At 44.2% G+C, this 25,114-nt stretch carries 25 protein-coding genes; 8 read left to right on the plus strand and 17 right to left on the minus strand.

Annotation, left to right across the window (positions count from 1 at the left end):
* Nucleotides 1–79: 79 nt before the first annotated feature.
* The 3 genes from purU to AB8P72_RS10620 all read right to left on the minus strand — a co-directional run bounded on the left by purU (nucleotide 80) and on the right by AB8P72_RS10620 (nucleotide 2,856).
* A complete protein-coding gene (gene purU / locus AB8P72_RS10610) occupies nucleotides 80–1,009 on the minus strand; it encodes a formyltetrahydrofolate deformylase (RefSeq protein ID WP_226928880.1) in 930 nt (309 codons plus the stop codon).
* A gap of 246 nt (nucleotides 1,010–1,255) precedes the next feature.
* Nucleotides 1,256–1,957 (minus strand): IS1 family transposase, encoded by a 702-nt coding sequence (locus tag AB8P72_RS10615; protein WP_369957742.1) that lies wholly within the window; start codon nucleotides 1,955–1,957, stop codon nucleotides 1,256–1,258.
* A gap of 50 nt (nucleotides 1,958–2,007) precedes the next feature.
* Nucleotides 2,008–2,856 (minus strand): hypothetical protein, encoded by an 849-nt coding sequence (locus AB8P72_RS10620; protein WP_068403845.1) that lies wholly within the window; start codon nucleotides 2,854–2,856, stop codon nucleotides 2,008–2,010.
* 485 nt (nucleotides 2,857–3,341) lie between these two features.
* Between AB8P72_RS10620 and rpmB the strand changes: the two genes are divergently transcribed.
* Complete coding sequence (gene rpmB, locus AB8P72_RS10625) at nucleotides 3,342–3,578, plus strand: 50S ribosomal protein L28 (protein WP_057761372.1); 237 nt, start codon at nucleotides 3,342–3,344, stop codon at nucleotides 3,576–3,578.
* Nucleotides 3,579–3,711: 133 nt separating this feature from the next.
* Nucleotides 3,712–3,867 (plus strand): 50S ribosomal protein L33, encoded by a 156-nt coding sequence (rpmG, locus tag AB8P72_RS10630; protein ID WP_010201403.1) that lies wholly within the window; start codon nucleotides 3,712–3,714, stop codon nucleotides 3,865–3,867.
* A gap of 174 nt (nucleotides 3,868–4,041) precedes the next feature.
* On the opposite strand, the gene AB8P72_RS10635 is transcribed toward rpmG, so the two are convergent.
* The 12 genes from AB8P72_RS10635 to ispH all read right to left on the minus strand — a co-directional run bounded on the left by AB8P72_RS10635 (nucleotide 4,042) and on the right by ispH (nucleotide 15,983).
* Nucleotides 4,042–4,353: a hypothetical protein gene (locus tag AB8P72_RS10635; protein ID WP_068403843.1), complete on the minus strand. Its 312-nt coding sequence runs from the start codon at nucleotides 4,351–4,353 to the stop codon at nucleotides 4,042–4,044.
* A gap of 206 nt (nucleotides 4,354–4,559) precedes the next feature.
* On the minus strand, nucleotides 4,560–4,871 hold the full coding sequence (locus AB8P72_RS10640) for a hypothetical protein (protein WP_068403841.1): 312 nt from the start codon (nucleotides 4,869–4,871) through the stop codon (nucleotides 4,560–4,562).
* Nucleotides 4,872–4,990: 119 nt separating this feature from the next.
* Nucleotides 4,991–5,350 (minus strand): hypothetical protein, encoded by a 360-nt coding sequence (locus AB8P72_RS10645; RefSeq protein WP_068403839.1) that lies wholly within the window; start codon nucleotides 5,348–5,350, stop codon nucleotides 4,991–4,993.
* A 73-nt stretch (nucleotides 5,351–5,423) separates the two neighbouring features.
* Entirely contained in the window at nucleotides 5,424–6,113 is a 690-nt protein-coding gene (gene rpe, locus AB8P72_RS10650) for a ribulose-phosphate 3-epimerase (RefSeq protein WP_068403837.1), read from the minus strand.
* Between the two features lie 123 nt (nucleotides 6,114–6,236).
* The gene (locus AB8P72_RS10655) at nucleotides 6,237–6,449 is read right to left on the minus strand and encodes a TIGR03643 family protein (protein ID WP_306495949.1); all 213 of its coding nucleotides are present in this window, start codon (nucleotides 6,447–6,449) and stop codon (nucleotides 6,237–6,239) included.
* Nucleotides 6,450–6,886: 437 nt separating this feature from the next.
* A complete protein-coding gene (fghA, locus tag AB8P72_RS10660; protein ID WP_068403835.1) occupies nucleotides 6,887–7,777 on the minus strand; it encodes an S-formylglutathione hydrolase in 891 nt (296 codons plus the stop codon).
* Between the two features lie 192 nt (nucleotides 7,778–7,969).
* A complete protein-coding gene (locus AB8P72_RS10665; protein WP_068403834.1) occupies nucleotides 7,970–9,442 on the minus strand; it encodes a C13 family peptidase in 1,473 nt (490 codons plus the stop codon).
* A gap of 252 nt (nucleotides 9,443–9,694) precedes the next feature.
* Complete coding sequence (gene htpG / locus AB8P72_RS10670) at nucleotides 9,695–11,701, minus strand: molecular chaperone HtpG (RefSeq protein WP_227514911.1); 2,007 nt, start codon at nucleotides 11,699–11,701, stop codon at nucleotides 9,695–9,697.
* A gap of 308 nt (nucleotides 11,702–12,009) precedes the next feature.
* Nucleotides 12,010–13,530: a catalase gene (locus tag AB8P72_RS10675; protein WP_369958292.1), complete on the minus strand. Its 1,521-nt coding sequence runs from the start codon at nucleotides 13,528–13,530 to the stop codon at nucleotides 12,010–12,012.
* Between the two features lie 332 nt (nucleotides 13,531–13,862).
* The gene (locus tag AB8P72_RS10680; protein ID WP_198329127.1) at nucleotides 13,863–14,678 is read right to left on the minus strand and encodes a thioesterase family protein; all 816 of its coding nucleotides are present in this window, start codon (nucleotides 14,676–14,678) and stop codon (nucleotides 13,863–13,865) included.
* 101 nt (nucleotides 14,679–14,779) lie between these two features.
* Nucleotides 14,780–15,025, minus strand: a complete 246-nt coding sequence (locus AB8P72_RS10685; protein ID WP_198329126.1) for a hypothetical protein — start codon at nucleotides 15,023–15,025, stop codon at nucleotides 14,780–14,782.
* A gap of 1 nt (nucleotide 15,026) precedes the next feature.
* Nucleotides 15,027–15,983, minus strand: coding sequence for a 4-hydroxy-3-methylbut-2-enyl diphosphate reductase (ispH, locus tag AB8P72_RS10690; protein ID WP_068403830.1), 957 nt, complete (start codon nucleotides 15,981–15,983; stop codon nucleotides 15,027–15,029).
* Between the two features lie 431 nt (nucleotides 15,984–16,414).
* On the opposite strand from ispH, the gene gmk reads away from it, so the two are divergent.
* Both gmk and rpoZ read left to right on the plus strand, forming a co-directional pair.
* A complete protein-coding gene (gmk, locus tag AB8P72_RS10695; RefSeq protein WP_144296645.1) occupies nucleotides 16,415–17,041 on the plus strand; it encodes a guanylate kinase in 627 nt (208 codons plus the stop codon).
* A 202-nt stretch (nucleotides 17,042–17,243) separates the two neighbouring features.
* Nucleotides 17,244–17,504, plus strand: coding sequence for a DNA-directed RNA polymerase subunit omega (gene rpoZ, locus AB8P72_RS10700; RefSeq protein ID WP_068403827.1), 261 nt, complete (start codon nucleotides 17,244–17,246; stop codon nucleotides 17,502–17,504).
* Between the two features lie 51 nt (nucleotides 17,505–17,555).
* Here rpoZ and AB8P72_RS10705 read toward each other — a convergent pair whose 3' ends face one another.
* A complete protein-coding gene (locus tag AB8P72_RS10705; RefSeq protein WP_369957743.1) occupies nucleotides 17,556–17,723 on the minus strand; it encodes a hypothetical protein in 168 nt (55 codons plus the stop codon).
* Between the two features lie 230 nt (nucleotides 17,724–17,953).
* Between AB8P72_RS10705 and AB8P72_RS10710 the strand changes: the two genes are divergently transcribed.
* The 4 genes from AB8P72_RS10710 to AB8P72_RS10725 all read left to right on the plus strand — a co-directional run bounded on the left by AB8P72_RS10710 (nucleotide 17,954) and on the right by AB8P72_RS10725 (nucleotide 24,570).
* On the plus strand, nucleotides 17,954–20,143 hold the full coding sequence (locus AB8P72_RS10710; protein ID WP_068403825.1) for a bifunctional (p)ppGpp synthetase/guanosine-3',5'-bis(diphosphate) 3'-pyrophosphohydrolase: 2,190 nt from the start codon (nucleotides 17,954–17,956) through the stop codon (nucleotides 20,141–20,143).
* Nucleotides 20,144–20,280: 137 nt separating this feature from the next.
* Nucleotides 20,281–20,661, plus strand: a complete 381-nt coding sequence (locus AB8P72_RS10715; protein ID WP_068403824.1) for a RidA family protein — start codon at nucleotides 20,281–20,283, stop codon at nucleotides 20,659–20,661.
* 170 nt (nucleotides 20,662–20,831) lie between these two features.
* Nucleotides 20,832–23,129, plus strand: coding sequence for a primosomal protein N' (locus AB8P72_RS10720; RefSeq protein WP_068403823.1), 2,298 nt, complete (start codon nucleotides 20,832–20,834; stop codon nucleotides 23,127–23,129).
* Between the two features lie 235 nt (nucleotides 23,130–23,364).
* Entirely contained in the window at nucleotides 23,365–24,570 is a 1,206-nt protein-coding gene (locus AB8P72_RS10725; RefSeq protein ID WP_068403822.1) for a cation diffusion facilitator family transporter, read from the plus strand.
* A 164-nt stretch (nucleotides 24,571–24,734) separates the two neighbouring features.
* Here the strand turns inward: AB8P72_RS10725 and AB8P72_RS10730 are convergent, their stop codons facing one another.
* The gene (locus AB8P72_RS10730) at nucleotides 24,735–25,049 is read right to left on the minus strand and encodes a hypothetical protein (RefSeq protein WP_068403821.1); all 315 of its coding nucleotides are present in this window, start codon (nucleotides 25,047–25,049) and stop codon (nucleotides 24,735–24,737) included.
* Nucleotides 25,050–25,114 lie beyond the last annotated feature (65 nt).

Consider the following 25,114-nt stretch of genomic DNA (forward strand, 5'->3'; position numbering starts at 1 on the left):
AAAAGCCGCCAGTATTAAATACCAATACTGGCGGCCTTTTTTACGCTCTTATTTTGGTTTAACACCGTCTTAAAAAAAGCTAATTAAAAACCACGGTTTTATTACCTGCCACAATCACGCGATTTTGTACATGCCAATTTACTGCGCGCGCTAAGACATTACGCTCGATATCACGGCCAATAGCGCGTAATTCTGCCACTCCTTGACGGTGAGTGACCCGATGCACATCTTGCTCAATGATAGGCCCTTGATCAAGTTCAGCTGTCACATAGTGCGCGGTTGCTCCGATAAGCTTGACGCCTTTTTCATAAGCCTGACGATAAGGATCAGCACCGACAAAGGCGGGCAAAAATGAATGGTGAATATTAATGACTTGCATCGGCCAACGCTTAACAAAATCAGATGATAAAATCTGCATATAACGCGCCAATACCAGCAAATCATTGCCTGCCATCAAGGTATGAATCTGCTCTTCTGCCTCGGCTTTGTTATCCTTGGTGACTGGCACATAATGAAAAGTGATGCCAAAGTTTTCTACCGCTTGGCGCAAGTCTTCGTGATTACTAACGACACAGGTAATCTCGCAATCGAGTAACCCGCGCTGATGCCGCCACAGTAAATCTAACAAGGCATGGTCAAACTTTGACACTAAGATGCCAACCTTGGTTTTAATCGCATTATTATGCAAGCGCCACGCCATATTATGGCGCTTAGCCACCGTATGCCCAAAGCTGGCTTCAAAGTTATCCATAATTTCGCTCAAGCCTGCTAACGCAAACTCCAAACGCATAAAGTACTGCCCGCCTTCATGAGCGGTTGAATACTGATCGAGAGTGATAATATTGCCGCCATAACGGTGTATAAACTCAGATACAGCCTGTACGATACCCGCTTGATCGCGGCATTTGATCAATAACGTCGCGGTATCAATAGCAGCCGCAACTGGTGAATTTTTAGGATTTTTGCTCGACTTTATGCTTGCTGTAGCAGTCGTGGTATTGTCTGACATAGTGCGCCCAATCAAAAATGAAACATGCTGCTTACTTTGAATATGTTAGCAACATAGGAAACCGACTATTCTAATCGCTTTTACAAAACTTTGCTGATTGAGTTGCTTGTATTTGGTTATTGAGATTATGAATACAAAAACCCCCAACGCGAGGTTGGGGGTTTTTAAGAAATTATCTCCAAAGCAAGTAACTTACTACTCGACTTTAATTACTTTATTGGTGGTGTTCTAAAAAGTATGCCGGCATCAGACGTAATCATAATTGATGTAAAAGAACACCATATCAAACACTTTGAAGTGATTATCGAGCTTCTTAGAGAAACAACAGGTCTTTCGAACGGCTCGTCGCAATCGGTGTCTAAGACGGCAGTTATTACCTTCAATGCCTACCGTATGAGATTTGCCAACTCGTTTGTGGTCAAATTTAAAGGCGGTTATAAAACTGTCCCAGTTATCCATACTGATAGAGCCATAGCTGACTTTCAGCTGCTTGAGACGAGCTCTTAGCTTCTTAGCTGTTTTCAGGTCACGTTTGCCCCAAACATAAGCAACAATCTCATTAGTAACGCGATCATAAGCATAAATAAGCCAAACTTTACGCTTTTTGCAATACACGTAAGTCCAGAATTCATCAACCTCTAAGCGTTCATAGTAGCGCTTCTTAGGTACAATCTTGTAAATGGATGAGCCTATGGTGCTCAATACTTTACCGATACTGACTGAGGCTATAACAGCTATGTCTCTAACGCCGCAGCCTCTAACTGTCATGAGCCGTATAAGCTCTTCCACTTTAGAGTGACAGCCATGATAAGTTAAGGCATGGTCGCCAATAAACTGACGTTTGCAGTCCTTACATTGATAATTCTGCTTGCCATAGCTTTTTTTGCCATTTTTCTTTAGACTATTACTGTGACAGTCGGGGCAACTGATATCTATTTGTGTCTTCATAACCTCAAATATATCATCTTGCTCTGGCTGTCACTCCTCCTTTTATTTCCTCAGCATACTTTCTGATACACCACCCCTTTATCAACAATAATGTCAAAGGTAGCCATGCCATTGCTATCAGTGGTTTTGTTACTTCCGGCAATAGCAACCCCTTTGATATCATCAATTCCCATACCAACCTGTACGTCTGCAGCGCGTGCGCCATCCGCATTTTTGAGAATAACGCTAAATTGAGCCGTATCACCGTAAGGATTTAGCTTATTATTAGATACTGAACTTGTTTGAAGTCGATTGTCGATATCAAGAGTACTGACTACTGTTTGAGTGCCATCACCGCTGCCTTCTTTACTGATGCGGACGGTCAACACTTGAGTGATGGTTGCGCCATTTGACGGCTGTTTAGCCGTTGCTTTTAGTCCAAACCCATGAGCGAGTAAGTTTACTTTCTGTTCGTCATTAAGTACTAGTGGGTTAAGCCGAAGCTCATAAGTGGCTTCACCTTTCTCATTGGTACTCTGAACACTCGCACCTTGAATGGTCACACCAGTATTAATAGAGTCATCAACACTCAAGCTCACAGACCTATTAATTGCCGCTCCGCCTGATGCTGCCACTGCTTTAACAGTAACATTAAATGTAACAGGCTCATCACTCAGCTCAATATTAGCTGGATCAGTATAGAGTTTCTGTAAACTAAAATCCTCTACAGGGGTTTGTACACCGCCATTACCACTGCCATTATTATTACCGCCGCCAGTGCCAGGCTTCACTCCTAAATCAGGTGTAGGCGCAACGACATCGGTACCGTCTCCACCACCACAGCCTGCCAATGCTAAAGCACAAGTCAAAGAAGTGAGTTGAAATAACTTAGAAGTCGGTGGTAGTGAGCTATATGACATTTTTGAATTCCGCGGCAGACGCAATTTATCTGAGGAAATTTACACAATCATTACATGGCTTTATAATAGAATACTAATGATACGTAGACTTACATTAAAAGCATTTGTATTAACAGATTGTATTAAATATATAACCGCAACTTTACTGACTTTTGTTATAACTTACAACTAAAAAATCGAACTTTAGTATTAAATAATCAATCACATAGCACACGCAATTCAGGGTATAATAGCTATCGTTTAAAGCGGCGATTATTATAAAAATATTTGAATATTCATTAGTTTTATGGTATAAATGTCGGCTTTAAAATTTTCTGAATTGGTTTGCCTGTTATTTGCCTTTAGATGACAGTAATATCAGCTCAACCTTCATAATAGTTTTGTTTGGTGCAAAGCTGCCGCTTGCTGTGTCCATGCCGCAAAAACGTGCAACTTGCCCAGACTGGTATGAGAATCCCTCATACCTCATAGATTAGGAGTTCGCCATGTCTAGAGTTTGCCAAGTGACTGGAAAGCGCCCTATGGTGGGTAATAATGTTTCGCACGCAAACAACAAAACCCGTCGTCGCTTTCTACCAAACCTTCATAACCATCGTTTTTGGGTAGAGTCTGAAAATCGTTTTGTACGTCTACGTGTGTCTACCAAAGGTATGCGCATCATTGACAAACTTGGTATCGACAAAGTGTTAGCGGATCTACGCGCACAAGGTCAAAAAGTATAAGTTAAGATAAGCAGCTTGAGTGGTCGATAATTTTCACCTTCCAAGCTGCTTTTTGGCTACGTTCTTCGTAGCAACTGACCTTTTTGCACTCGTACCTATCGTTTGAAGACCCCTCATTTACAGGAAAGCTATCATGAGAGATAAAATTAAATTAGTATCAACTGCTGGTACTGGGTATTACTACACCACTACCAAAAACAAGCGCACTATGCCTGGTAAAATGGAAATCAAAAAGTTTGATCCAAAAGTACGCCAGCACGTCATCTTTAAAGAAGCAAAAATCAAATAATTTATCACTAAATTATTTGAACAAAAAAAGGGTTTATCAATAGATAAACCCTTTTTTTATTGCCAGTTTTTGACCCACCAACCATTTCAACCATACACTATTTTAACCAGCTACTATATTTCGTTCTTACAGATTTAGAAGCTATAAATTTAGAAGACATCAGCCTGTTTAGCCTTAGCTATAGTGAGTGGGTTCTTTGTCATAGACATGGGCATGCCACTGGCTCATCTGTTTTTGCATAATGACCTGAATCGCGGCATGAATCATGTGCTGACCAATCGCTTGGGTATCGCTGCCTAGTATTTCTTTCAGCTTATCAGAAAAATCGATGGTCATCAGCGGTGCTTCTTCTTCCTCGGCATCACGTAACAGCAATTTGCCATCCGCTGCTTCAACCAACTCAAGCGTGGTTTCTTTAGCAAATCCAGCGAACTGATCGCGACTATCGTTATCTACTTCTATTTCATTATCAATATCGTATGGCATCTATTTTTTCCTTATTATCCCGCTTTATGTCTGTAAAAAGGCGCTGACTTCGTTTATAAAATCTTAGTTTTACAGATATTCGGGCAAAACTATCTTACTTATACAATGGACGCTTTGCACCGACAATTCAAGGCCTGACGCGTAAGTGTTTTGCCTAAATGCTATTTAATACTACTTATCAACCTTATGAACGAGCTAAATCGCTATTAACGCCAATAGCGTAATTTCGCTAAGGTAAATAAGAAAGCAACAAACATCCCCAGATAATACATTTGCTTGAGCTCAAGCGACGGGTCGCGATATTTAAACGGTAAAGCTACGGTAGCGGTGGCAGTTGGAATAATAAGCAACATGAGTAGCCAATTTTCAAAGACGTGTAGCCAGCCTTGCAGTCCGGTACCATGGCGCAGGTAGGATAAGCCTAAGAGCAAACAGGCGATTATCAGCAAAATAAACAAACTGTTTGGAAGGTCTTTTGGGAAAATAATATCGGTGATTTTCTTAGAGGAAGTAGCCATACTAGCAAGTGTCCAGTCGCATCATAAAGCGCGACTTATTAAAAAGTAGAAATCGATGAATGCCATAAAGACAAAGTTTTAAAAGATAACCATGTTAAAGCGCTAACATCAGCCAATTATTAGCTATAAGTGCCCATTAACCAAAGCATGGCTATACAAGAGGTTAAATAGCCCAAGCTAATAGCGTTCCAGCTTGCGATATGCAAACCTTTGAGCTTATTTAAAATGCGCGAACCGAGCCAAAAAAATAGCGGAATACCAATCATAAAGGCTGGCACTATCACTGCTGCATGACGCAGCACTTCTCCGACATCATCGCCAATCAGCAGGCGAAAACCATAACCAGAGAGACTAAGCACCAAGGCAAAAGCTGCCATGCCAATAGTGATACCCTTAGGTACTAAGCTTGGGGCTTGCGACTGTTTTTCTTTTATAGGCTCAGGCGATACTGACGAGTTAATGGGCTTTTGCGTGTTCATATTTCACCTTTATATGGCTTATCGAGTCCATCGTTATAACCTTAACACTCATACTAATAGTTATAAATGGGGATTAATAACCATTTGCCAAGGCTAATTCGGCGCGCATAGCGTCGATGGCAGATTTATAATCTTCTTGATTAAAAATAGCGGAACCAGCGACGAACATATCAGCCCCCGCTTCGGCAATCGCGCGGATGTTACTCGCTTTAATGCCGCCATCTACTTCTAGTCTAATATCGCGACCACTGGTAATGATACGCTGACGGACTTGGCGCACTTTATCTAAGGTACCATCAATAAATGACTGCCCACCATAGCCTGGATTGACGCTCATCAGTAAGATTTGGTCAACCTTGTCCATCACATAATCTAAATAATGCAGCGGTGTTGCTGGATTTAAGACCAAGCCACATTCAGCACCGCTATCTTTAATCAGCTGCAAAGAGCGGTCAATATGGGCGCTGGCTTCTGGGTGGAAGGTGATAATACTCGCACCCGCCTCTAAAAACTGCTCGATCATGCTATCGACTGGCGATACCATAAGATGGACATCAATCGGCGCCTCGATACCATAGTCACGCAGCGCCTGACATATCATGCTACCAAAGGTTAGGTTAGGCACATAGTGATTGTCCATCACATCAAAATGGATGACATCAGCGCCCGCCTCCAATACCTTTTCGACCTCCTCACCAAGTCTGGCAAAGTCAGCTGATAAAATAGAAGGCGCGATAAGATAAGGTTTGGCTGGGCTAGTCATAGTTGAGCTACCTATTTGGGTTGGTATAAACATTTAATAAAAAAGCTTTTAATCACTGGAATTGGTATTTAGATACTACACTTATTAAACGATTGGTTTTAAATGAGCCGTTTTAAAAAAACGTTAGCGCGGTTTATATTGGCTCTTACAATACGCGCGACCGACATCAAACGGACGCTTTGCTTGATGCTTGGTCACACGGCTGGTGACACGCCGTCGCCATAGGCGAAAAGACGACGGCTTTAACTCTTGGCGCATCAGCTTAATGACTGCGGTCTCGTTTAGTGCGTAGCTGTGCGCTATCGCTTCAAACGGTGTTCGGTCTTCCCACGCCATCTCTATCACCCGCGATAATTGCACGGCATCAAGCGCGTTAATATTAGCTGCATTAGCTGACTTTACTTTGCGAGTTTCTGATTTGACATTATCTTTTTGAACCATATTAGCTTGCTGCTTATTTTTTAAAGCCGCCCTCATATCAGCCATATCCGCTTGCATCGCGGCCAGCGATAATTGAGCCGCCTGCTGTCGATTAGTCAGATTTGTCTTCGATGGCGCTATCAGATTATTCATCATAAAACTTACCTTTAAAAAAGTTTTGCCTATTGGCAAGCTCGCTCTATTTTGCACCAATCTGTTTTGTACCGATCTATTTTATAACAGTAAAGGCGCTTGATTAAATAATCAGCGTAACGCTCTGTCAAGTTATATGACAGACGATACGCTCAGCTATTAGACGGCTATTATTTGTAGACAGATATTATTGGACAGGCTTAGCCCATTTGCGCCATACGCCAGTGGTGTTCGATGTGGTCATTAATCACTGTTTGGATAAAGTAATAGCTGTGGTCATGACCGGCTTGATAGCGTAACGTCAATGGCTGCTTGGCCTTGTCACACGCTGCTTGTAGCTTAGGCGTTTGCAGCTGACCTTCTGCTAAAAAATTATCAGCCGCGCCTTGGTCGACCAAAATACTGGCATACTGCTGGCCGACTTCTACAATCATCTGTGAGGCGTCCGCTTGCGCCCATAGCGACTTATCATCGCCGAAGTACTCTGCATAAGCGGCCTGCCCCCATGCCGACTCACTGGCAGCACAAACAGGCGATAAGGCGGAGACACTGACAAACTTACTTGGGAACTTAAAGCCCAATAGTAACGCCCCATGACCGCCCATCGAGTGGCCTGTGATGCCGATACTATCAATCGGAAACTCTGAGCGCAGTAAATCGTATAATTCATCAACGATATAGCTTTGCATATTAAAATGTTCTGCCCACGGTGCTTGCGTCGCATCGACATAATAGCTTGCGCCCTGCCCGACAAAATAACGCTCATCGTTTGCGACCTCGTGTGCGTCATGACTTCTAGGAGAAGTATCCGGCGCAATAAATATCATGCCAAGCTCGCTGCATTTTTGTTGAAAATGCGCTTTATGGGTGACGTTATCGGCATTGCAGGTCAAACCCGAGAGATATAAAACAGCCGGACAACGGCGCCCAGCCAGCGCTTCATCTGGCAGATAAATACTAAAGGTCATCGGCGTTTTGGTCGCGGTGGACTCATGACGATAATAATGCTGCTCGCCATCGAAGCAGCGATTGACGCTGATTTGCTCAATCTTTGAGTTGGTAGACAAACTGTGTTTATAAGAATTATTCATAAGTGACATCCTTTTTATCCAAGACGAAATAAGCGCTGAGTGACAACTGCCCATCCTTACTATTAGCAAGCAAACTGTTAAAGACAAGTAATTCAGTAAAGTCAATTAAAGACAGTCGGTCACTCGAGTAGTATTTTAAAAGTTCAAAAAGCGCGCCTTAGTAGCGACATAAATCTAATTTATCAGCAGGCCTTAGTCATTTTCAGGCAGATTATCGATTATGTTTGCCGTATCAGGAGCTTGAGTAACCTTAACAGAATTCGGCTGATTAGTCATATTGGCGAGTGCTGGGCGGGTTTTAGCAAACAGTACTTGCTCAAATGCTGGCAGCGCGGTTTCCATTAAGCTACCAATGACCATCTGCGGCTCTGATGGCTCAAAACCCATATAGAGCTCACGTTCTTGCACGCGGTAAGCGGCATCTTTAAACGCATCAGAAAAACTGGTGTTTTCGCGCAAACTCTCCGCAAAGAAAGCCTGTCCAAAGTAAGTCATCTCAGCACTATTGGTGCAGCCAAATGACATTTTATCAGCGGCGGAGGCGGTAATAATTACCGTTGTTGGTGATGCCAATTCATCGATAAATGAGCCTGAATAGCACGCCGACACCACAATCACTCGCCAGCGGATACCGGACGCATCTAACGCTTCACGCAGCCACGTGGCATCTAAATTATCCATCGCTAATGGTGGATTTGCCAGTTGAATAACATTCTCATCACCATGTGACGATAGGGTAAGAAATAATACATCTTCATCAGCATTCATTTGCTGACCGATGGTTTTTAACCCGCGCAAAATACTGGTTTTTGTCGCAATTGGCTCATCTAGCCACGTATAGTTATTATTAATCAATGCCAGCGAATGGCCACTGGTACCAAAGCGCACGTCAAACAATTCACGCACTTTATTAATCTCAGAACGAAAGACGTTTTGTTCTGAGAATCCTGCCACGCCCATAAAATACCAGTCGCTTTTACCGGGTATACTCGGGTCGATACGGTCTAAAGCTTGCTGCAATAATCGCGGCTGCTCGTACAAAGCCGCTTCTTCTAGTACTGGCTCAACAGGAATTTGCTTAAATATCGGCTGGTCGGCGACGTTGCGCTGCCAAATGGTCAATAATGCCACTGCCCCTACTAAGACGATGATTCTCTCCCACCAAGAAATGCGCAGGCGACGGAAAAATATCCATAATAAAGCGAGTGTCTGCCATAAAAACAGCACTAAAAATAAAATAGGTAAAAAAGAATAACTCCAACTTGGCAACCACCCATAGCTGCCAAAAAACTGTACCAGGCTTTGCAGTAACGCTGATAGCGTATCAGCAACCAGCCATAAAATGACAGGCACAAAAACCAGCGCTTGGTTACCAGCGCGGCGAGCTAAAATAATACCGCCGAGCAAAATAATCATTGGCCAAATTAAATAGCTGACCAATCCTTGCTCATTAAAGACGCTACCATTTGCGGCGGCTAACCACGAGAATAGGACATTACTACCCAGTGCCAATATGGCGAATACCGCAAACTGGATAAAGGTGGGTTTTACCCAAGAGAACGCCCGCGTCGACCCGACCAGCATCCACAAGGTGGCAATAATATTGGCCGCGAAATTGAGCGAGAAGCGCTGAAGCGATACGGTTTTTAATGACGCAAGTGACAAAGACTTAGACCTCTAGCCAGTCGAGAGAAATAACGCCAATTTATTATTATTTGACGATAAAATAGGATTGAAAAGCGAGAAATCTAACTTAATATTTTAGCTCGCTAATCTATCGCGATTGTAACGGATTGTCGCTCAAGAGGATAAGGCTGATTTGTAAAAACTGCCGAAAAATTACTCTAAACGTTGATTGACAATCCATTAAAAAAGGAGGCCTTAAAATCAAGACCTCCTTTTATTAAGCAGCAATTATTATCGCATCAATAGCTCATTGACGCGTTTTAGATAAGCGGCTGGATCTTCTAGTTGACCGCCATCGGCAAGTAACGCTTGGTCAAAAATGACCTGCGCCAGCTTGTCAAAATTGTCGTCAGACTGCTCGCTACTCTCTAACTTTTTAATCAGTGGATGGTCAGGATTGACCTCAAGCGTTGGTTTGCTTTCTGGTACATCTTGACCCATTTGCTTCAGCATCTGAATCATTTGCGGTGACAGCTCACCTTCACCAATGACTAGACACGCTGGACTATCAACCAAACGCGTTGAGACTTTAACGTCTTTTGCGCGCGCGCCAAGTGCTGTTTTTAGCTTATCAACGACAGGCTTCATGGTCTCTTGCGCTTTTTCAGCTTCAGCTTTTTCGGCTTCGTCCTGCAAGTCGCCTAAATCAACCGCACCCTTAGCGATATTTTGCAGCGGCGTGCCATCAAATTGGGTCAAGAAGTTCATCGCCCATTCATCAACACGGCTGGTCATCAAGATAACTTCGATGCCTTTTTTCTTAAACAGCTCAAGCTGCGGACTGTTTTTAGCAGCTGCTAAATTATCCGCCGTCAGATAATAGATGGCTTTTTGTCCGTCAATCATACGACCTTTATAATCTTCAAAGCTGATCTCAACCTTGTCGTTGGTGCTAGTGGCATAACGCAGCAATTTGGCAATACGCTCTTGATTGCCCATATCCTCGCCAAGGCCTTCTTTAATCACATCGCCAAATTCGCTATAGAATTGGGCAAATTTTTCTTGTTTATCGCTATCTTCGCTGTTAGCAAGGCTCGCTAGCAAGGTCAAAATACGGCGCGCGTTACCATCTCGGATAGATTTAACATCGCGCGATTCTTGCAAGATTTCGCGGCTGACGTTAAGCGGCAGATCCGCTGAATCAATGACCCCTTTCACAAAACGCAAATACATCGGCAGCAATTGCTCAGCATCGTCCATAATAAAGACGCGCTTCACATAAAGCTTTAAGCCGTGCTGCTGCTCACGCGTGTATAAATCCATCGGCGCTTTTTTCGGAATATATAAAAGCTGGGTATACTGAACGCGACCTTCAACGCGGTTGTGTGTCCATGTTAGCGGCGCATCCATGTCATAAGTGATGTTTTTATAAAAATCGACATACTCATCATCTTCAACCTCAGATGCTGAGCGGGTCCAAAGCGCACTGGCTTTGTTAATGGTTTCCCACTCGTCGGTCAAGACCATCTGACCGCCTGCTGGCGCGTCACTGTCGTCGCCCTCTTCTTTCACATCTTCTTGCCAGACTTCTTTACGCATCTGAATCGGCAAGCTAATATGGTCTGAGTACTTATTGACCAAACGCTTGATTTTGCCGCGGTCTAGATAATTATCTTCGCCTTCGCTGTACTCTTCTTTTAGATGCAAAGTAATGCTGGTACCGCGCGTCTCTTTGGTAATTGGCTCAACGGTAAAGCTACCGGTGCCGTCTGAAACCCAGCGTACACCTTTATCGGCAGGCTCGCCCGCTTTTCGTGACTCAACGCTAATGGTATCAGCCACGATAAATCCAGAGTAAAAACCAACCCCAAATTGACCAATTAATTGTCCATCTTGCTTTTGCGATTCAGACAATTTGTCGAGGAAAGCCTTAGTACCAGATTTGGCAATCGTTCCTAAGTTTTCGATGGCGTCGGCTTCATTCATACCGATGCCGTTATCGATAAAGGTAATGGTTTTGGCATCTTCATCGACAGCGATACGAATCTTTAACTCGCCGTCATCTTCATAAAGACTGTCGTCATTGGTCGCTTCAAAGCGCAATTTGTCGCAAGCGTCCGATGCGTTCGAAACCAATTCACGCACAAAAATATCGGCATTAGAATAAAGCGAATGCGTCACCAAATGCAGCAGCTGCGCCACTTCTGCTTCAAAACTGTGTTTTTTTAATTCTGGGCTGTCTTTATTAATATTGATGTCATTAGCGTTTTTATTATCCGCTTGGGTCTGTTCACTCATAAAAACTCCTATTATTGATACCAAAAATGCTGTTACCAGCACGCATAAATCACAAATTTTCAAATACTAGCAGTTTAGCCAATTTGATTACCCAATCTAATTACTAAATTTGATTAGCAAGAAGGCGCTGTAAATACTGCTAGGCTGCCTAATCAGATAGGGGCACGGGTAAAAATTTCAAGATCAAATAGGCTAAACTAAGCTAAAAAAATAATTAAGCATAAAAAAAACCGCCCCAGTTTCCTAAGGCGGTGTTTTTAGATAAATATAGAACAGCTAAATTCTATCGTTTTTATTTTCTACAGAGATTATAAACAGCTAGGTAAATGACGAGCAGGATCATTCTCACGTGCTGCCATAGCGTCTTCAACGCTCATGCCAAGGGCTTTGGCAACGCCTACGCCATAAGCAGGGTCGCACCAGTTACAGTTGCGAATATGACGATATTTAATAAAATCAAGCGCATCACCCATCGCGCGGGCGGTATTATCAAACAACACTTGCTTTTGCTCATCGTTCATTAGGTTAAACAGTGCGCGCGGCTGGCTAAAATAATCACTATCGTCTTCACGGAAATCGTAATGCGCTGCGTAGCCATCAATCTTTAAAGCTGGCTCAGCGTACTGCGGCTGATCTTGCCACTGCTCAAAGCTGTTTGGCGTATAGTGTGGACGACCACCGTAGTTATCATCGACACGCATTTGACCGTCGCGGTGGTTACTGGTCACCGGACAACGTGGTTTATTGACTGGGATCTGCTTGTGATTGACGCCAACGCGATAACGCTGAGCATCGGCGTAGCTAAAGAGACGCGCTTGTAGCATACGGTCTGGTGAGGCACTGATGCCAGTCACGAGATTGTTCGGCGCAAAAGCCGCTTGCTCGACGTCTAAGAAATAATTGTCTGAGTTTTTATTAAGCTCAATCTCGCCAACTTCAATCAGCGGACAATCCCCTTTTGGCCATACCTTGGTCAAATCAAACGGATGATAAGGCACTTTATCGGCATCGGTTTCTGGCATGATTTGCACGTACATTTTCCACTTTGGAAAATCGCCATTGTCGATGGCACTGAGCAAATCTTCTTGATGGCTTTCACGATTCGAGGCGATGATTTCAGCGGCTTCGGCATCGGTTAAGTTTTTGATACCTTGCTGAGTACGGAAATGAAATTTGACCCAAAAACGCTCATTGTCGCTATTGATAAAGCTATACGTATGCGAGCCAAAGCCATGCATATGTCTATAAGAGGCTGGGATACCTCGGTCGCTCATGGTAATGGTGACTTGGTGCAAAGATTCTGGCAATAACGTCCAAAAGTCCCAGTTATTGGTTGCCGAACGCATATTGGTACGTGGGTCACGCTTGACCGCTTTGTTTAAATCTGGAAATTTGCGCGGGTCACGAACGAAAAATACCGGCGTATTATTACCGACCAAATCCCAAATGCCTTGCTCGGTATAGAATTTTAGGGCAAAACCGCGAATATCACGCTCAGCATCAGCAGCGCCGCGCTCACCTGCCACCGTACTAAAGCGCGCAAACATCTCCGTTTGCTTACCCACTTCGCTAAAAATATCAGCACGCGTATATTGAGTAATGTCATTGGTGACAGTGAAAGTACCAAACGCGCCCGAACCTTTGGCGTGCATACGGCGTTCAGGAATAACCTCTCGGTTTAGATCAGCAAGCTTCTCGTTAAGCCATAAGTCCTCTGCGAGTAGAGGACCGCGTTTGCCCGCGGTTTTACTATTTTCATTATCAACCACTGGCGCGCCATTACTCATGGTCAACGGCGTCATATCGTAAGGGCATTTTTTATCGTTCATATCGTTCATGGTCATATTCCTTTAGTTATCGTTGTTGCAAGGATAAAGTGAAAGGTAACCTTCACTATCAAAACCCATCATAGCAGTTTTGAATCACCTTGCCTCGTTGTGGTATTCCATTACAACCGATTTTCAATTATTTGTATAATAAATTAATCACATACTTTTGATTTATTTTATATAATTAGATAACAAAATTTTTATAGCCTAACGTTATGAACTAAATGCCATTTGACAGGGCAAGTTGCAACTTTGATAACGTTACGTTTGGTTGCTCGTTGTTTAATGTTTAACCCATACTTATTTAACGCATAGTTGTTCAATAACTAAAATTAACGCGGCATAGGGCGGATAGTCAAGATTTGCTCACTACGACCAAACGGCCCGTGCACATCATGCAGCACGGCACTGGTCAGTCCAATACCGTCATCGCCGTATTGTTGCACCGCTTCGATGCCAAGCCAGCGCCCTTTTGGCGCGCGATGCATATGGATTTGCAAATCCGTATTGGGGAACATCCATTGCAATTTTGATAAGCCGAGTCCCAAGCGTGGCACGACGCCATTGGCGGTATCGACCATCCCCATTAGATGTACCAAATCGTCAGTCGTTTCGCCTTCTACCATCTCAACATCATTGGTAATCCATACCATACCACGACCAGCACGGCGGTCGGGCTCGGCAACCAAGTGGACGCTTTCGATAAAACCGCCCGGCCAGCCTTTCATACCATCCCAAACAGGCAAATCCTCAGGCTGATACAGCGCTTTTTGATCTTCAAGTCCGGCAATCTCACTAGTATCTTGGGTCAGCAGTCGCCAAGCACGGGCGATAATGGCATCACGGCCACGACTGCTCATGACCGCCTCAATTAGCTCAATCGTTCTACCCGGACGGATACAACGCGTGGTAACGGTAAACTCATCAAGCGGTATCAAGCCTAAAATATCCAGACTGATACGAGCGATACGCATATTTGCTTGCGGCGCATAACTTTCAAGCTCAGCGGTCAGCAGGCCAGTCGCTGGTGCCATATGCTGCTCGTGTTCATTCCAAGCGCCTTGTGCATGTTTGGTTGGCTGATAATGGGCAACGCTAACGCCACCTTCTAGCTGCTCGCGTTTGATAAACTGATAATAAGCTTGCATGAACATCCTTAATCTAATCTTCTTTATTAATGCTGTATTCTCGACCACTTTAATAGGTTGGTCTTTCATAATAACGGTTATATTTAATTTACCTTTAGCATTTACTTGGTAAGCTGTTGTTTTCTCATCATAAGCATGGTGCGACTTTTGGCCATTATAAATAGAAAAAACGCCATGACAGCGATAAGCGCGCCATATAAGACACTATAATCTTTCATAAATTGCGCAGTGTTCAGCACTAGCATGACAATCAGCACAACGATGGTAAACAGATTAATTTTTAATTGTTTATTAATCTCATCAAGCGTCGCTTCTGCTAACACAAAGCCTTTTTTCTGCTTATTCATGCTATTTACCTACTTGCGTGACCGGAATTCGCAGCGCTTTTGGCAAGCTAAAGGTCACGTTTTCTTCGATACCTGACAGCTCACTTGGTAAATCTCCGCCCCAATCTTGCAATTGTTGTAGCACTTCTTGGATTAATATCTCAGGCGCAGACGCGCCAGCAGTAACGCCAACACTTTGAATGCCATCAAACCAGTTTCTATCCATCTCAGTGGCATTATCAATCAGATAGGCGCGGCAATCCATACGCTCAGCCAACTCACGCAAGCGATTAGAGTTTGACGAGTTTGGCGAACCAACCACCAACACCACTTCACAACGACCGGCTAAATCTTTGACCGCATCTTGGCGGTTTTGGGTGGCATAGCAAATATCGTCTTTGCGTGGGCCTTGAATACTGGGGAATTTTTCACGCAGCGCATCAATAACGCGCGCGGTATCATCCATCGAAAGAGTCGTTTGGGTTACAAAAGCCAAATGCTCAGCGTTTTGCACATTTAAAGCCTCAACATCGCTTTCATTTTCGACCAAATGAATTTGCCCGCCGTGGCGACGATTAAAACGCCCCATAGTGCCTTCAACCTCAGGGTGTCCTGCGTGACCAATCAATACCGCATCCATCCCGTCTTGGGCAAATCGTGCCACCTCGATATGTACTTTGGTAACCAATGGACAAGTGGCGTCAAATACGGTCAAATCACGGCGCTCTGCTTCATCTTCGACCGCCTTTGAGACACCATGCGCTGAGAAAATCACGATTGAACCATCCGGCACTTCGTGCAGCTCTTCGACAAAAACCGCGCCGCGATTGGCCAAATCTGAGACCACAAATTTGTTATGCACGACTTCATGACGCACATAAATGGGTGGCTCAAAACGTGTCAATGCTTCGTTCACTATCGCAATCGCGCGATCCACACCAGCACAAAATCCACGTGGATTGGCAAGATAAATTTGCATAAGAGGGCCTATCATTAGATAATTTATGGTTAAAGCTTAACGTCAAACTGCTTAACCTCAAAACTTGGGATAACATCCATGCTCTACTTTAGCATAATTTGCTTTTATTGCCTTTGAAAATAGCCCTGTTTCAAATGAACTGAGCATTAACGTTCATTGACACAGAGCCTTTTAATGCAAAAACAGACAATAAATAAGATTAAGTGCTAAAAAGCTTGCGCGAATTAAATAAAAGCGCGCCAAGCAGTTTATAATGACGTATCAATGAGAAATCAATACAACTTTATAGCGCCATACTTGATGGCGTTTTTTGTTTTTACCAGCTCAACACTTATTTGCGCCGTTTTTAGCTTTTTATTAGCGCATACTTTACTAGTACCTATTCCATTGTGGCACCTTACATTAGCAAACTATCCATTAGGAAAAACCGTATGACAGGTTCATTATTTATTATTACCGCCGCCTCAGGGACGGGCAAAACCTCACTGGTCAAACAGCTACTGGCCACCACCAACGACTTGACCGTTAGCGTGTCGCACACCACGCGCGCACCGCGTCCCGGTGAGATTGATGGTCAGCATTACCATTTTACCGACGTTGATAAATTTGTCACGGCTATCGGCGAAGGCAAGTTTTTAGAGCATGCCGAAGTGTTTGGCAATTATTATGGCACATCAGAGCAAAGCGTGCGCGCGCAGCTAGAGGCAGGCGTCGATGTTATCCTTGAGATTGATTGGCAAGGGGCGCTACAAGTCAAAAAAATATTTACCGATGCAACGATGATTTTTATTTTGCCGCCAAGTTTAGCAACTTTACGTCAGCGCTTATCGACGCGTGCGCAGGACAGCATGGAAGTCATCGAGCAGCGCTTAGCGGGCGCGGTCACTGAGATGGCGCAATATGTACATTTTGATTTTGTGGTGATTAATGACAATTTTGAAGTGGCGTTAACCGAGCTAAAAGCCATTATCGTCGCCGATAGACAAACCCTTAAACGCCAACAGCAGCGCTATCATCGCACTATTGCCAATTTGCTAAATAGCCAAGTCGACGAATAAGCAAAAAACACTTAGGGAAAAGAAAGCTTAAAAGTGAAAAATCTCGATTTTCGTATAACTAACAGCAGATATAAAAAGCAACTACGCGTCTAAGCAAAAAATGCTATAATGTCCAGCTATCCCCCTTTTATATTTTTGATATTATTTTTATTGAGTGGCAGCCATATGCTGTGACTGATAAAAACAACCGAGGTAGCTATTTATGGCACGAGTGACGATTGAAGATTGTTTGGATAATGTTGATAATCGCTTTGAGCTGATTTTGGTCGCCAGTAAGCGCGCCCGTCAATTGGCCAAAGGTATCGCTGAGCCGATGGTTGACGTCGATAACGACAAGCCTACGGTCTTGGCATTACGTGAAATTGCTGCCGGCAAAATCACCCGTGATATTTTAAATCAGCCAGAGCATAACTTTGCGACAAGCTCATTAGATTTGGCTTTGTCGGGCGATCATAGCTTTTAATACAGAGCTGTTTTTAGTAAAGCCTAACTTTTAGCAATAAGCACGACCACTTTATTCCGTGCTGACATTACTAAAAGATAAGAACCACAGCATCGGCTGTGGTTTTTTGGTTATGAAACGACTGATAACACCAAACGCTTGCCAATTTTTGCGACCATTTATAGCGAAAATCATATCACTCAGGTAGAATTTTTTATTTTCTGCCTGACTTACGCGCATAAGAGTTGACATTGAGAACGATTTACGATTAATTAGAGGGTGGTCTGCCCTCTTTTCGCTTTGTGCGTTTTAAGTTAGTATGCTTTGACCTAATAGCTTACTCTTTTGCATAACCGCCGCTTATTCATCCAGCTATCATTTACCCAACAGTCCTGAACCCATTAAAAGTCCGTAGCCGACGAACCGTCCTGAACTGATAAATAGGTATTGGAAAATAGGATTACCACCTTATGACTCAAACCTTGCCCAAACTCAGTCATCCTTTAGTTGATGATGCTCAATACAACCTGCTGCGCTCAGTAGGTTATCTCACTGCGGCTGAACGTAGTGATATTATTGATGCCTGTGAGTTCGGTGATATAGCGCATATCAAAGATAAGCGTAAATCAGGGGAGCCTTATATCACGCATCCGATTGCCGTCGCCGAAATATTGGCAGGCTTTCGCTTGGATCGCGATACCATTATTGCAGCAATCCTTCATGATACGGTAGAAGATACCGAGGTTACCGCTGAAGATATTGAGCAGCGTTACGGTAAAATAGTATCCAGACTGGTCGATGGCGTGACCAAATTAAAATCATCAACCCATAACAAGCAAGAAAACAAAGCCGCCACCTTTCATAAAATCTTGACCGCTACCCTTGCTGACCCGCGCGTCTTGATTATTAAACTGGCTGACCGCTTGCACAATATGTCGACGCTCGATGCGGTACGCCCCGAAAAACAGCGAACTACTGCACAAGAAACGTTAGATTTTTATGTACCTTTTGCGCGCTTGATGGGCCTCAATGACATTGCCGATTATATCGAAGTGCTTTGTTATCGTAATCTTGATTCTGATATGTATAACAAGCTGTCTGATAAGCTGCTGCAACATGGACTTGGGCGTAATTTTCAAAGAGAAGCCATTCATCGCTACTTGAGCATTGTGCTAAACAACCTTGATCTGAATGGCATGGTCAAAGTTTTAGACAATCGCGTGGTTATCTTCCGGCAGTTTTTCCGTAATCGCGGTGAAATCAATGCGCTACTGCGCCATTATGCGTTTGAGATTGTGCTTGATAACATCGAAGCTTGTGACAAGCTCGCTTATTATCTCATTAAAAAATATCAGATTGATGACAGTCATATCGCCGATAACATTCGGCGTCCGCTGCCCGGTGGCAATCAGTCGCTCACCCTTATTTATGAGCGTGACAATGATTTTGTTAAAGTCACCATCTTAACCAAGCAAATGCAAAACGCGGCAAGGCTTGGCGTTATTGGTGCCGAACACGCCTCCGATGTCAGCCAGTCGGTTATTCAAGCATCACTGCGTAATATGAAAGACTTGGTTGACGAAGACACGTTAGATGCCGACAGTCCTGATTTTTCCGCGGCCGTTTCTACTATTAATGAGCTGATGGATTATCTACACTCGAGTAAAATCATCTGCTACAGCCCGCAAGGCCGCGCTTATGAGCTGCCACAAGGCGCCACAGCCCTAGACTTTGCTTACGCCGTCGGCCCTATGGTGGGCAATGTCGCGGTCGGTGCCAATGTCGATAACAAGCATGCAAAACTCGGGACGGTGCTGAAAAACGGGCAGTTGGTCGAGATTGAAGTCAGCAGTCATTCTGAACCAAAAGCGGAATGGCTCGGCTTTGTGGTGACCAATAAAGCCCGCGTGGAGATTTTACGTTGGTTTAAAGACTTATCGCCTGCAGATAAACAGCATCATGGCAGAGAGGCTTTAGACCGCGCGCTAAAAACCTATCAGAAAAGCCTCGATGATTTGACCGAAAGCGATTGGAAAAACCTGACCGAATGGCGGGGTCTAACAGAAAAAAATGCGCTGTTTGAGCAAATCAGCTCGGGCACGCTGCTGCCGCAACTGGTGGTCACCCGTTTGTTTAGCGATGAAGTCAGTGATATGCAATCGCAAGAAAGCGTTGATGATATGACCCAACCGCAACAATTGATTGTCAACGCTTCAGGCGTTGAGCTTGATTTTGCCAATTGTTGTCATCCGATTTATGGCGACCCTATCGTTGGCCATTTATCACGTCATGGTCTGGTTGTGCATCGCCATAAGTGCTTTTCGTTAGACGATATCCGTAAAGACAATCCTTATCAAGTTATCCAACTGCGCTGGCGCAATGATAAAGCCATTAAGCAAGGCGACTCATCCGGGGAACATAACAGCAAAATCCGCTTCCCTGCTTACTTAAAACTATCTATTGCTCTAAGCGACGAGCAAATTAGTGAAGTGATTTATCATCTGCGCCAGTTAAATATCGGGGTCGAAAAGGTCGACGTGCGTAGCAGCGACACCATTATTCATATCGTCGTGCGTAGTCGCAATCATTTAGCGCAAGGCATTCGCGAGTTGCGTTCGCTACTTGGCTTCCCTAATATTATTAGGCTTTATCAATTATAAAAGCCGTTAAAATACATGTTAAAATCTATCCCTTTTAAATCCATTCAATATTGAGCATTTAATATCGCCTGAAATTTTTTGGCCAATTTTTTAACCAAAAAACATCAAAAACATCAAAAACATCATAAGGAAATCATATGACCCGTCAAACCATTCAAACCGATAAAGCGCCAGCCGCCGTTGGCACCTATTCACAAGCGGTAAAAGTAGGCAATACTGTTTATATTTCCGGTCAACTGGGCTTTGACCCTGATACCATGGAGCTAAAAGAAGGCTTTGAAGCACAAGCTAAGCAAGTATTTGCAAACATCAAAGCCATCTGTGAGGCAGCCGGTGGCAGTTTAAATGATGTGGTTAAATTCAACGTCTCTTTAACCGATTTAAATGACTTTGCCGCGCTAAACGACGTATTTATCGCCAACTTAAGCGAGCCATATCCTGCCCGCGCTGCCGTACAAGTGGCGGCGCTACCTAAAGGCGGTGTGGTTGAAATCGAATCTATCATGTATATTGAATAAGACGATTATTGAGCATTACTGAGCATTACTGAGCATTACTGAGCATTACTGGTTTATAGTAAATGATAATAAGCTTAGCTTCATGCTAAGCTTATTTGTCTGTGCCTGTTTAGATTTGCGTTGTTGTTTCTATCCTCTATTCATTCGATAAAAGACTGCGAAGCCCAGTTATGTTGCTACAAGTTGCCCTGCCCGTGCCCCTTTATCGGGTATTTGACTACCGCTTGCCGGCAAACACGCCGACATTAGCAAATGGCGCTGCCATGGCGCTACCAGCGATTGGTAGCCGTGTTGAGGTACCTTTTGGTCGTCAAACCTTAATCGGTATTGTCATTGCTCATATTGAGGAAGCGGCTAGCGACGTACCGACGAATAAGCTCAAACCTATTAATAAATGCTTAGATGCTGAGCCCATTTTAGACAGCAATATGCTAAAGCTCGCGCATTGGCTGGCGCGTTATTACCACTATCCGCTCGGTGACGTGTTAGCGGTGATGTTGCCAACCCTCGTACGCCAAGGTAAGCCGCTGGATTTACTCACTACCCATTGGCGGATTTTACCGCACGTCACTGATGCTGACTTTCATAGCAATGCCAAAAAACAAAAGCAGCAGTTTGAGATGCTTAAGCTACACGGTGAGCACGGCGCTAGTGAAGACGTCCTATTATTAGAAGGTATGCAGCGACCCTTCTTAAAGATGCTAGAAGAAAAAGGGCTTATCGAGCGCTATATTGAAGCGAAATCTGCGCCCGCGCCCGTTACTTTAGCAAAAATGCCGCTTGACCTAAATGAGGAGCAACGGCTTGCCGTCGATGGCATTATTGCTGCGCATGAAAATAAGCAATATACGGGGTTTTTATTAAATGGCATTACCGGTAGTGGTAAGACTGAAGTCTACTTGCAAGCGATGCAAGCGGTCTTGGAAGCGGGCAAACAAGTTTTGATACTAGTGCCAGAGATTGGATTGACGCCGCAGACGCGCGCGCGCTTTGCCAGTCGCTTTGCCGCTCATATAGTCTTATTACATTCGGGTATGAACAATACCCACCGCCTGCAAGGTTGGCAAGATTGCCGTACTGGTCACGCGCAAATTATCATCGGTACACGCTCGGCGGTGCTGTATCCGTTTGCGAATTTGGGCTTAATTGTCGTCGATGAAGCGCATGATGGTTCTTATAAACAGCAAGACACGCTGCGCTATCATGCCGCTGACGTCGCGCTGTATCGCGGACTCCAAGCCAATATTCCCGTCGTACTTGGTACTGCGACGCCTTCGCTTGAACATCTAAAACTGGTCGATGATGGCAAGCTTATCGAATACCAACTGCAAACTCGCCCTGGTAACGCCAAACCTGCAACCATGCAGCTGATTGACGCGCGCCAGCAAAGCACCCATCAACAGACGACAGACGACGGTGCACGTTATGATACCGGATTGACCGACGCGCTTATCGGCGCGATACGGCAAACGCTAGAAGCGGGCGACCAAGTATTGATATTTTTAAATCGCCGCGGCTATGCGCCAGTTTTGCTCTGCGAAGCGTGCGGTTGGCAAGCCGATTGCCCGCGCTGTGATGCGCATTTAACCGTGCATTATAATAGCCAATCGCAATCCAATTCCTATTCAAACAGCTCTTATTTAAAGTGTCATCACTGCGACTGGCAGGCCTATATTCCGACGGTTTGCCCTGATTGTGGTAGTCAAAATTTGGACGCCAAAGGTATCGGAACGACGAGGCTAAGTGAAAATTTGCATGCAATTTTTGCCAATCCGCAAACCAGTAAAGCGCTGTATCCTATTATCCAAATCGATCGCGATACCACCAGACGTAAAGACAGCTGGGAGAATATTTATCAGCGTATCAATGAAGGCAAGCCTGCCATCTTAGTCGGTACGCAAATGGTCGCCAAAGGTCATCATTTTCCCAACGTCACGCTTGTCTGCTTGCCTAATGCCGATCGCGGTTTTTTGTCCGCCGACTTTCGCTCGCCGGAGCATACCGCCCAGCTCATGATTCAAGTGGCAGGCCGTGCTGGTCGCGGGGACAAATCGGGGCGCGTGCTTATTCAAACGCTGCAACCTGATAATGCGCTGTTATTAAAATTGGTAAAAGACGGTTACTTATCATTCGCACGTGAGCTATTGCAAGAGCGTAAAATGATGGGCTTGCCACCGCATAGTTATGCTGCCCTAATACGCTGCGAAGGTAAAACGTTAGCTGCCACCACGCAAGCGCTAAAAGATGCCGTTGGTATTCTTCCAAACGCTCATAATCTTGCTGTTCTCGGCCCTATCGATGCGCCGATGAGTAAAAAGAACAGCCGCTACCACGCGCAATTACTGCTATTAGGCAAAGACCGACAGCAATTACATAGGGTACTCAATCACTGGTGGCAACCTGTACTTGCTTTGCCAAGCGCCAAATATCTAAAACTGACCTTAGATATCGACCCTGTCGGCTGGTAAACGTTCAATCTTAGAATACACCGCGCCAGTTTTAATCGTCATTCTATACATTAGCGTCAATAAAGAACGCTAGCCAAAATTCGCCTTATATCGTTTACTGCCTAGATACAGCAAGCCTTTAGTAAATGTGCTAAATTCTCTATAACTGTCTGGTTATGCATCGCAAGCCCAACTTTATAAGCAATCAAAGCTTTATAAATCCTCTATTTCACCTTTTATTATCCCGAGTATTGTTATGAATCAAGAGCGCCCGAAATCTAAACAACATGACCATTCTCATCAGAATGCGGCGATTGATACCCATAAACATGCTCAAAATCATGCAGATAATAGTAATATTCAAGACAGGTATACCAAGGATAATCAACACCATCATGACCACGATGAGCATCTAGAAGAGACGGTTGCACCGCGCGATACCAAGGGTTATCAGCGCACTTTGCTGTTTAGCTTTATCATCATTACAGGCTATATGTTTGTCGAAGCCATTGGCGGCTGGCTCACGGGTAGTTTGGCGCTGCTGTCTGATGCTGGTCATATGCTCAGTGACGCGGTAGCGCTTGGCGCGACGTTAATGGCCTTTAAAATTGGTGAAAAAGCGGCCACCCATCAAAAAACCTTTGGCTATAAACGCTTTGAGATTTTGGTGGCGACGGTCAATGGTGCAACGCTGGTTATTATTGCCATCATGATTTTTTATGAGGCGATTAAACGTTTTAACTCGCCGCCTGAGATTGCGACCCAAGGGATGCTTATCGTTGCGACCATTGGTATGCTGGTCAATATTGTGGTCGCTTGGCTGATGCATCGCGGCAGTCGCGGCACTGATACGCATGGGCATGCACATAATCATAACCATGGCGACAACCATGCACAGCAAGATGGACAAACTGAAGCTAAAGCACCAGTTAATTTAAATATGCAAAGTGCTTATTTGCACGTATTAAGTGACTTAATGGGTTCGGTTGCCGCTATCGTTGCCGCGCTTTTGATGATGAGCTTTGGCTGGGTTTGGGCAGATGCGGCAGCGTCGGTCATTGTGGCCATATTGATTTTATTTAGTGGTTATCGCGTGGTACGTGATTCGGTACATATCTTGATGGAAGGCACGCCAGAAGGCATCTCACTGGTAGAGGTCGAAGATAAACTACTTACCCATCCACAAGTCCAAAAAGTCCATGACCTACATGTTTGGAGTATCACCAGCGGTCTCAACGCCCTATCTTGTCACGTGGTCGTCGATGGTGAAATGAGTATTTATGAATCGAGTATCTTGATTGCCAGTTTAGAGCAGAGCCTTCTTGAGCTTGATATTCATCACGCAACGATACAGGTTGAAAGCTTAGCGCATCCGCAAACCAAAACCCATAGCGACGCCTTAGTCTGCGATATCTCCCAGCAGGCGACTAATAGCAATAGTCATATTGGTCACAACCATTAGGCATGATTTTAGGTAAGATTTCTAAGACACTAAACTTTAAACATTAGCCATTAATAAGCCAGATACGACATATCAAAAACAGTGCCCTTCTTATAACAATCAATTAAAACTAACCATCCATTAAAACCAACTATCCATTAAAACGTCGTCTATTTATGTTTCATTTATAAGCGACGTTTTGTCAAATAGTACTTTATCAAGTAATGGCTATAACGCAGCACAAACCAAATGAACCAAACTGCTGTTATGAGCCAAATACTTAGCCCCAGCCCCAACAGCGTCATGCGAATCCAAAAATCTAGCGCGCCGTCCATAAACTGTGGCAGATAAACCGGTCCCATATTTGACGCCAGTAGCAACCAAAATCCAAATACTAGCGCCAATCCTGCACCGGTAATTTTTAAAATCACTCTACTAAAAATTCTTAAGAAGCTCCGCCGATTATGATGATTTAGGAAGTATTTAGAGCCATTATCCATAAAAAAAAGCGCCTAAGAAAGAGAGTTAATTTTAAACAAGCTTATATCAGGTGACTTTTTTCATT

The sequence above is a fragment of the Psychrobacter sp. CLB018 genome (genome assembly GCF_041222815.1).
Taxonomy (GTDB): Bacteria; Pseudomonadota; Gammaproteobacteria; order Pseudomonadales; family Moraxellaceae; genus Psychrobacter; species Psychrobacter faecalis.

What these genes read in the sequence shown, in the direction of transcription:
- purU (WP_226928880.1), bottom strand. Translation starts at nt 1,009, where the DNA reads ATGTCAGACAATACCACGACTGCTACAGCAAGCATAAAGTCGAGCAAA.
- AB8P72_RS10615 (WP_369957742.1), bottom strand. Translation starts at nt 1,957, where the DNA reads ATGAAGACACAAATAGATATCAGTTGCCCCGACTGTCACAGTAATAGT.
- AB8P72_RS10620 (WP_068403845.1), bottom strand. Translation starts at nt 2,856, where the DNA reads ATGTCATATAGCTCACTACCACCGACTTCTAAGTTATTTCAACTCACT.
- rpmB (WP_057761372.1), top strand. Translation starts at nt 3,342, where the DNA reads ATGTCTAGAGTTTGCCAAGTGACTGGAAAGCGCCCTATGGTGGGTAAT.
- rpmG (WP_010201403.1), top strand. Translation starts at nt 3,712, where the DNA reads ATGAGAGATAAAATTAAATTAGTATCAACTGCTGGTACTGGGTATTAC.
- AB8P72_RS10635 (WP_068403843.1), bottom strand. Translation starts at nt 4,353, where the DNA reads ATGCCATACGATATTGATAATGAAATAGAAGTAGATAACGATAGTCGC.
- AB8P72_RS10640 (WP_068403841.1), bottom strand. Translation starts at nt 4,871, where the DNA reads ATGGCTACTTCCTCTAAGAAAATCACCGATATTATTTTCCCAAAAGAC.
- AB8P72_RS10645 (WP_068403839.1), bottom strand. Translation starts at nt 5,350, where the DNA reads ATGAACACGCAAAAGCCCATTAACTCGTCAGTATCGCCTGAGCCTATA.
- rpe (WP_068403837.1), bottom strand. Translation starts at nt 6,113, where the DNA reads ATGACTAGCCCAGCCAAACCTTATCTTATCGCGCCTTCTATTTTATCA.
- AB8P72_RS10655 (WP_306495949.1), bottom strand. Translation starts at nt 6,449, where the DNA reads ATGGCGTGGGAAGACCGAACACCGTTTGAAGCGATAGCGCACAGCTAC.
- fghA (WP_068403835.1), bottom strand. Translation starts at nt 7,777, where the DNA reads ATGAATAATTCTTATAAACACAGTTTGTCTACCAACTCAAAGATTGAG.
- htpG (WP_227514911.1), bottom strand. Translation starts at nt 11,701, where the DNA reads ATGAGTGAACAGACCCAAGCGGATAATAAAAACGCTAATGACATCAAT.
- AB8P72_RS10675 (WP_369958292.1), bottom strand. Translation starts at nt 13,530, where the DNA reads ATGAACGATAAAAAATGCCCTTACGATATGACGCCGTTGACCATGAGT.
- AB8P72_RS10680 (WP_198329127.1), bottom strand. Translation starts at nt 14,678, where the DNA reads ATGCAAGCTTATTATCAGTTTATCAAACGCGAGCAGCTAGAAGGTGGC.
- AB8P72_RS10685 (WP_198329126.1), bottom strand. Translation starts at nt 15,025, where the DNA reads ATGAATAAGCAGAAAAAAGGCTTTGTGTTAGCAGAAGCGACGCTTGAT.
- ispH (WP_068403830.1), bottom strand. Translation starts at nt 15,983, where the DNA reads ATGCAAATTTATCTTGCCAATCCACGTGGATTTTGTGCTGGTGTGGAT.
- gmk (WP_144296645.1), top strand. Translation starts at nt 16,415, where the DNA reads ATGACAGGTTCATTATTTATTATTACCGCCGCCTCAGGGACGGGCAAA.
- rpoZ (WP_068403827.1), top strand. Translation starts at nt 17,244, where the DNA reads ATGGCACGAGTGACGATTGAAGATTGTTTGGATAATGTTGATAATCGC.
- AB8P72_RS10705 (WP_369957743.1), bottom strand. Translation starts at nt 17,723, where the DNA reads ATGCGCGTAAGTCAGGCAGAAAATAAAAAATTCTACCTGAGTGATATG.
- AB8P72_RS10710 (WP_068403825.1), top strand. Translation starts at nt 17,954, where the DNA reads ATGACTCAAACCTTGCCCAAACTCAGTCATCCTTTAGTTGATGATGCT.
- AB8P72_RS10715 (WP_068403824.1), top strand. Translation starts at nt 20,281, where the DNA reads ATGACCCGTCAAACCATTCAAACCGATAAAGCGCCAGCCGCCGTTGGC.
- AB8P72_RS10720 (WP_068403823.1), top strand. Translation starts at nt 20,832, where the DNA reads ATGTTGCTACAAGTTGCCCTGCCCGTGCCCCTTTATCGGGTATTTGAC.
- AB8P72_RS10725 (WP_068403822.1), top strand. Translation starts at nt 23,365, where the DNA reads ATGAATCAAGAGCGCCCGAAATCTAAACAACATGACCATTCTCATCAG.
- AB8P72_RS10730 (WP_068403821.1), bottom strand. Translation starts at nt 25,049, where the DNA reads ATGGATAATGGCTCTAAATACTTCCTAAATCATCATAATCGGCGGAGC.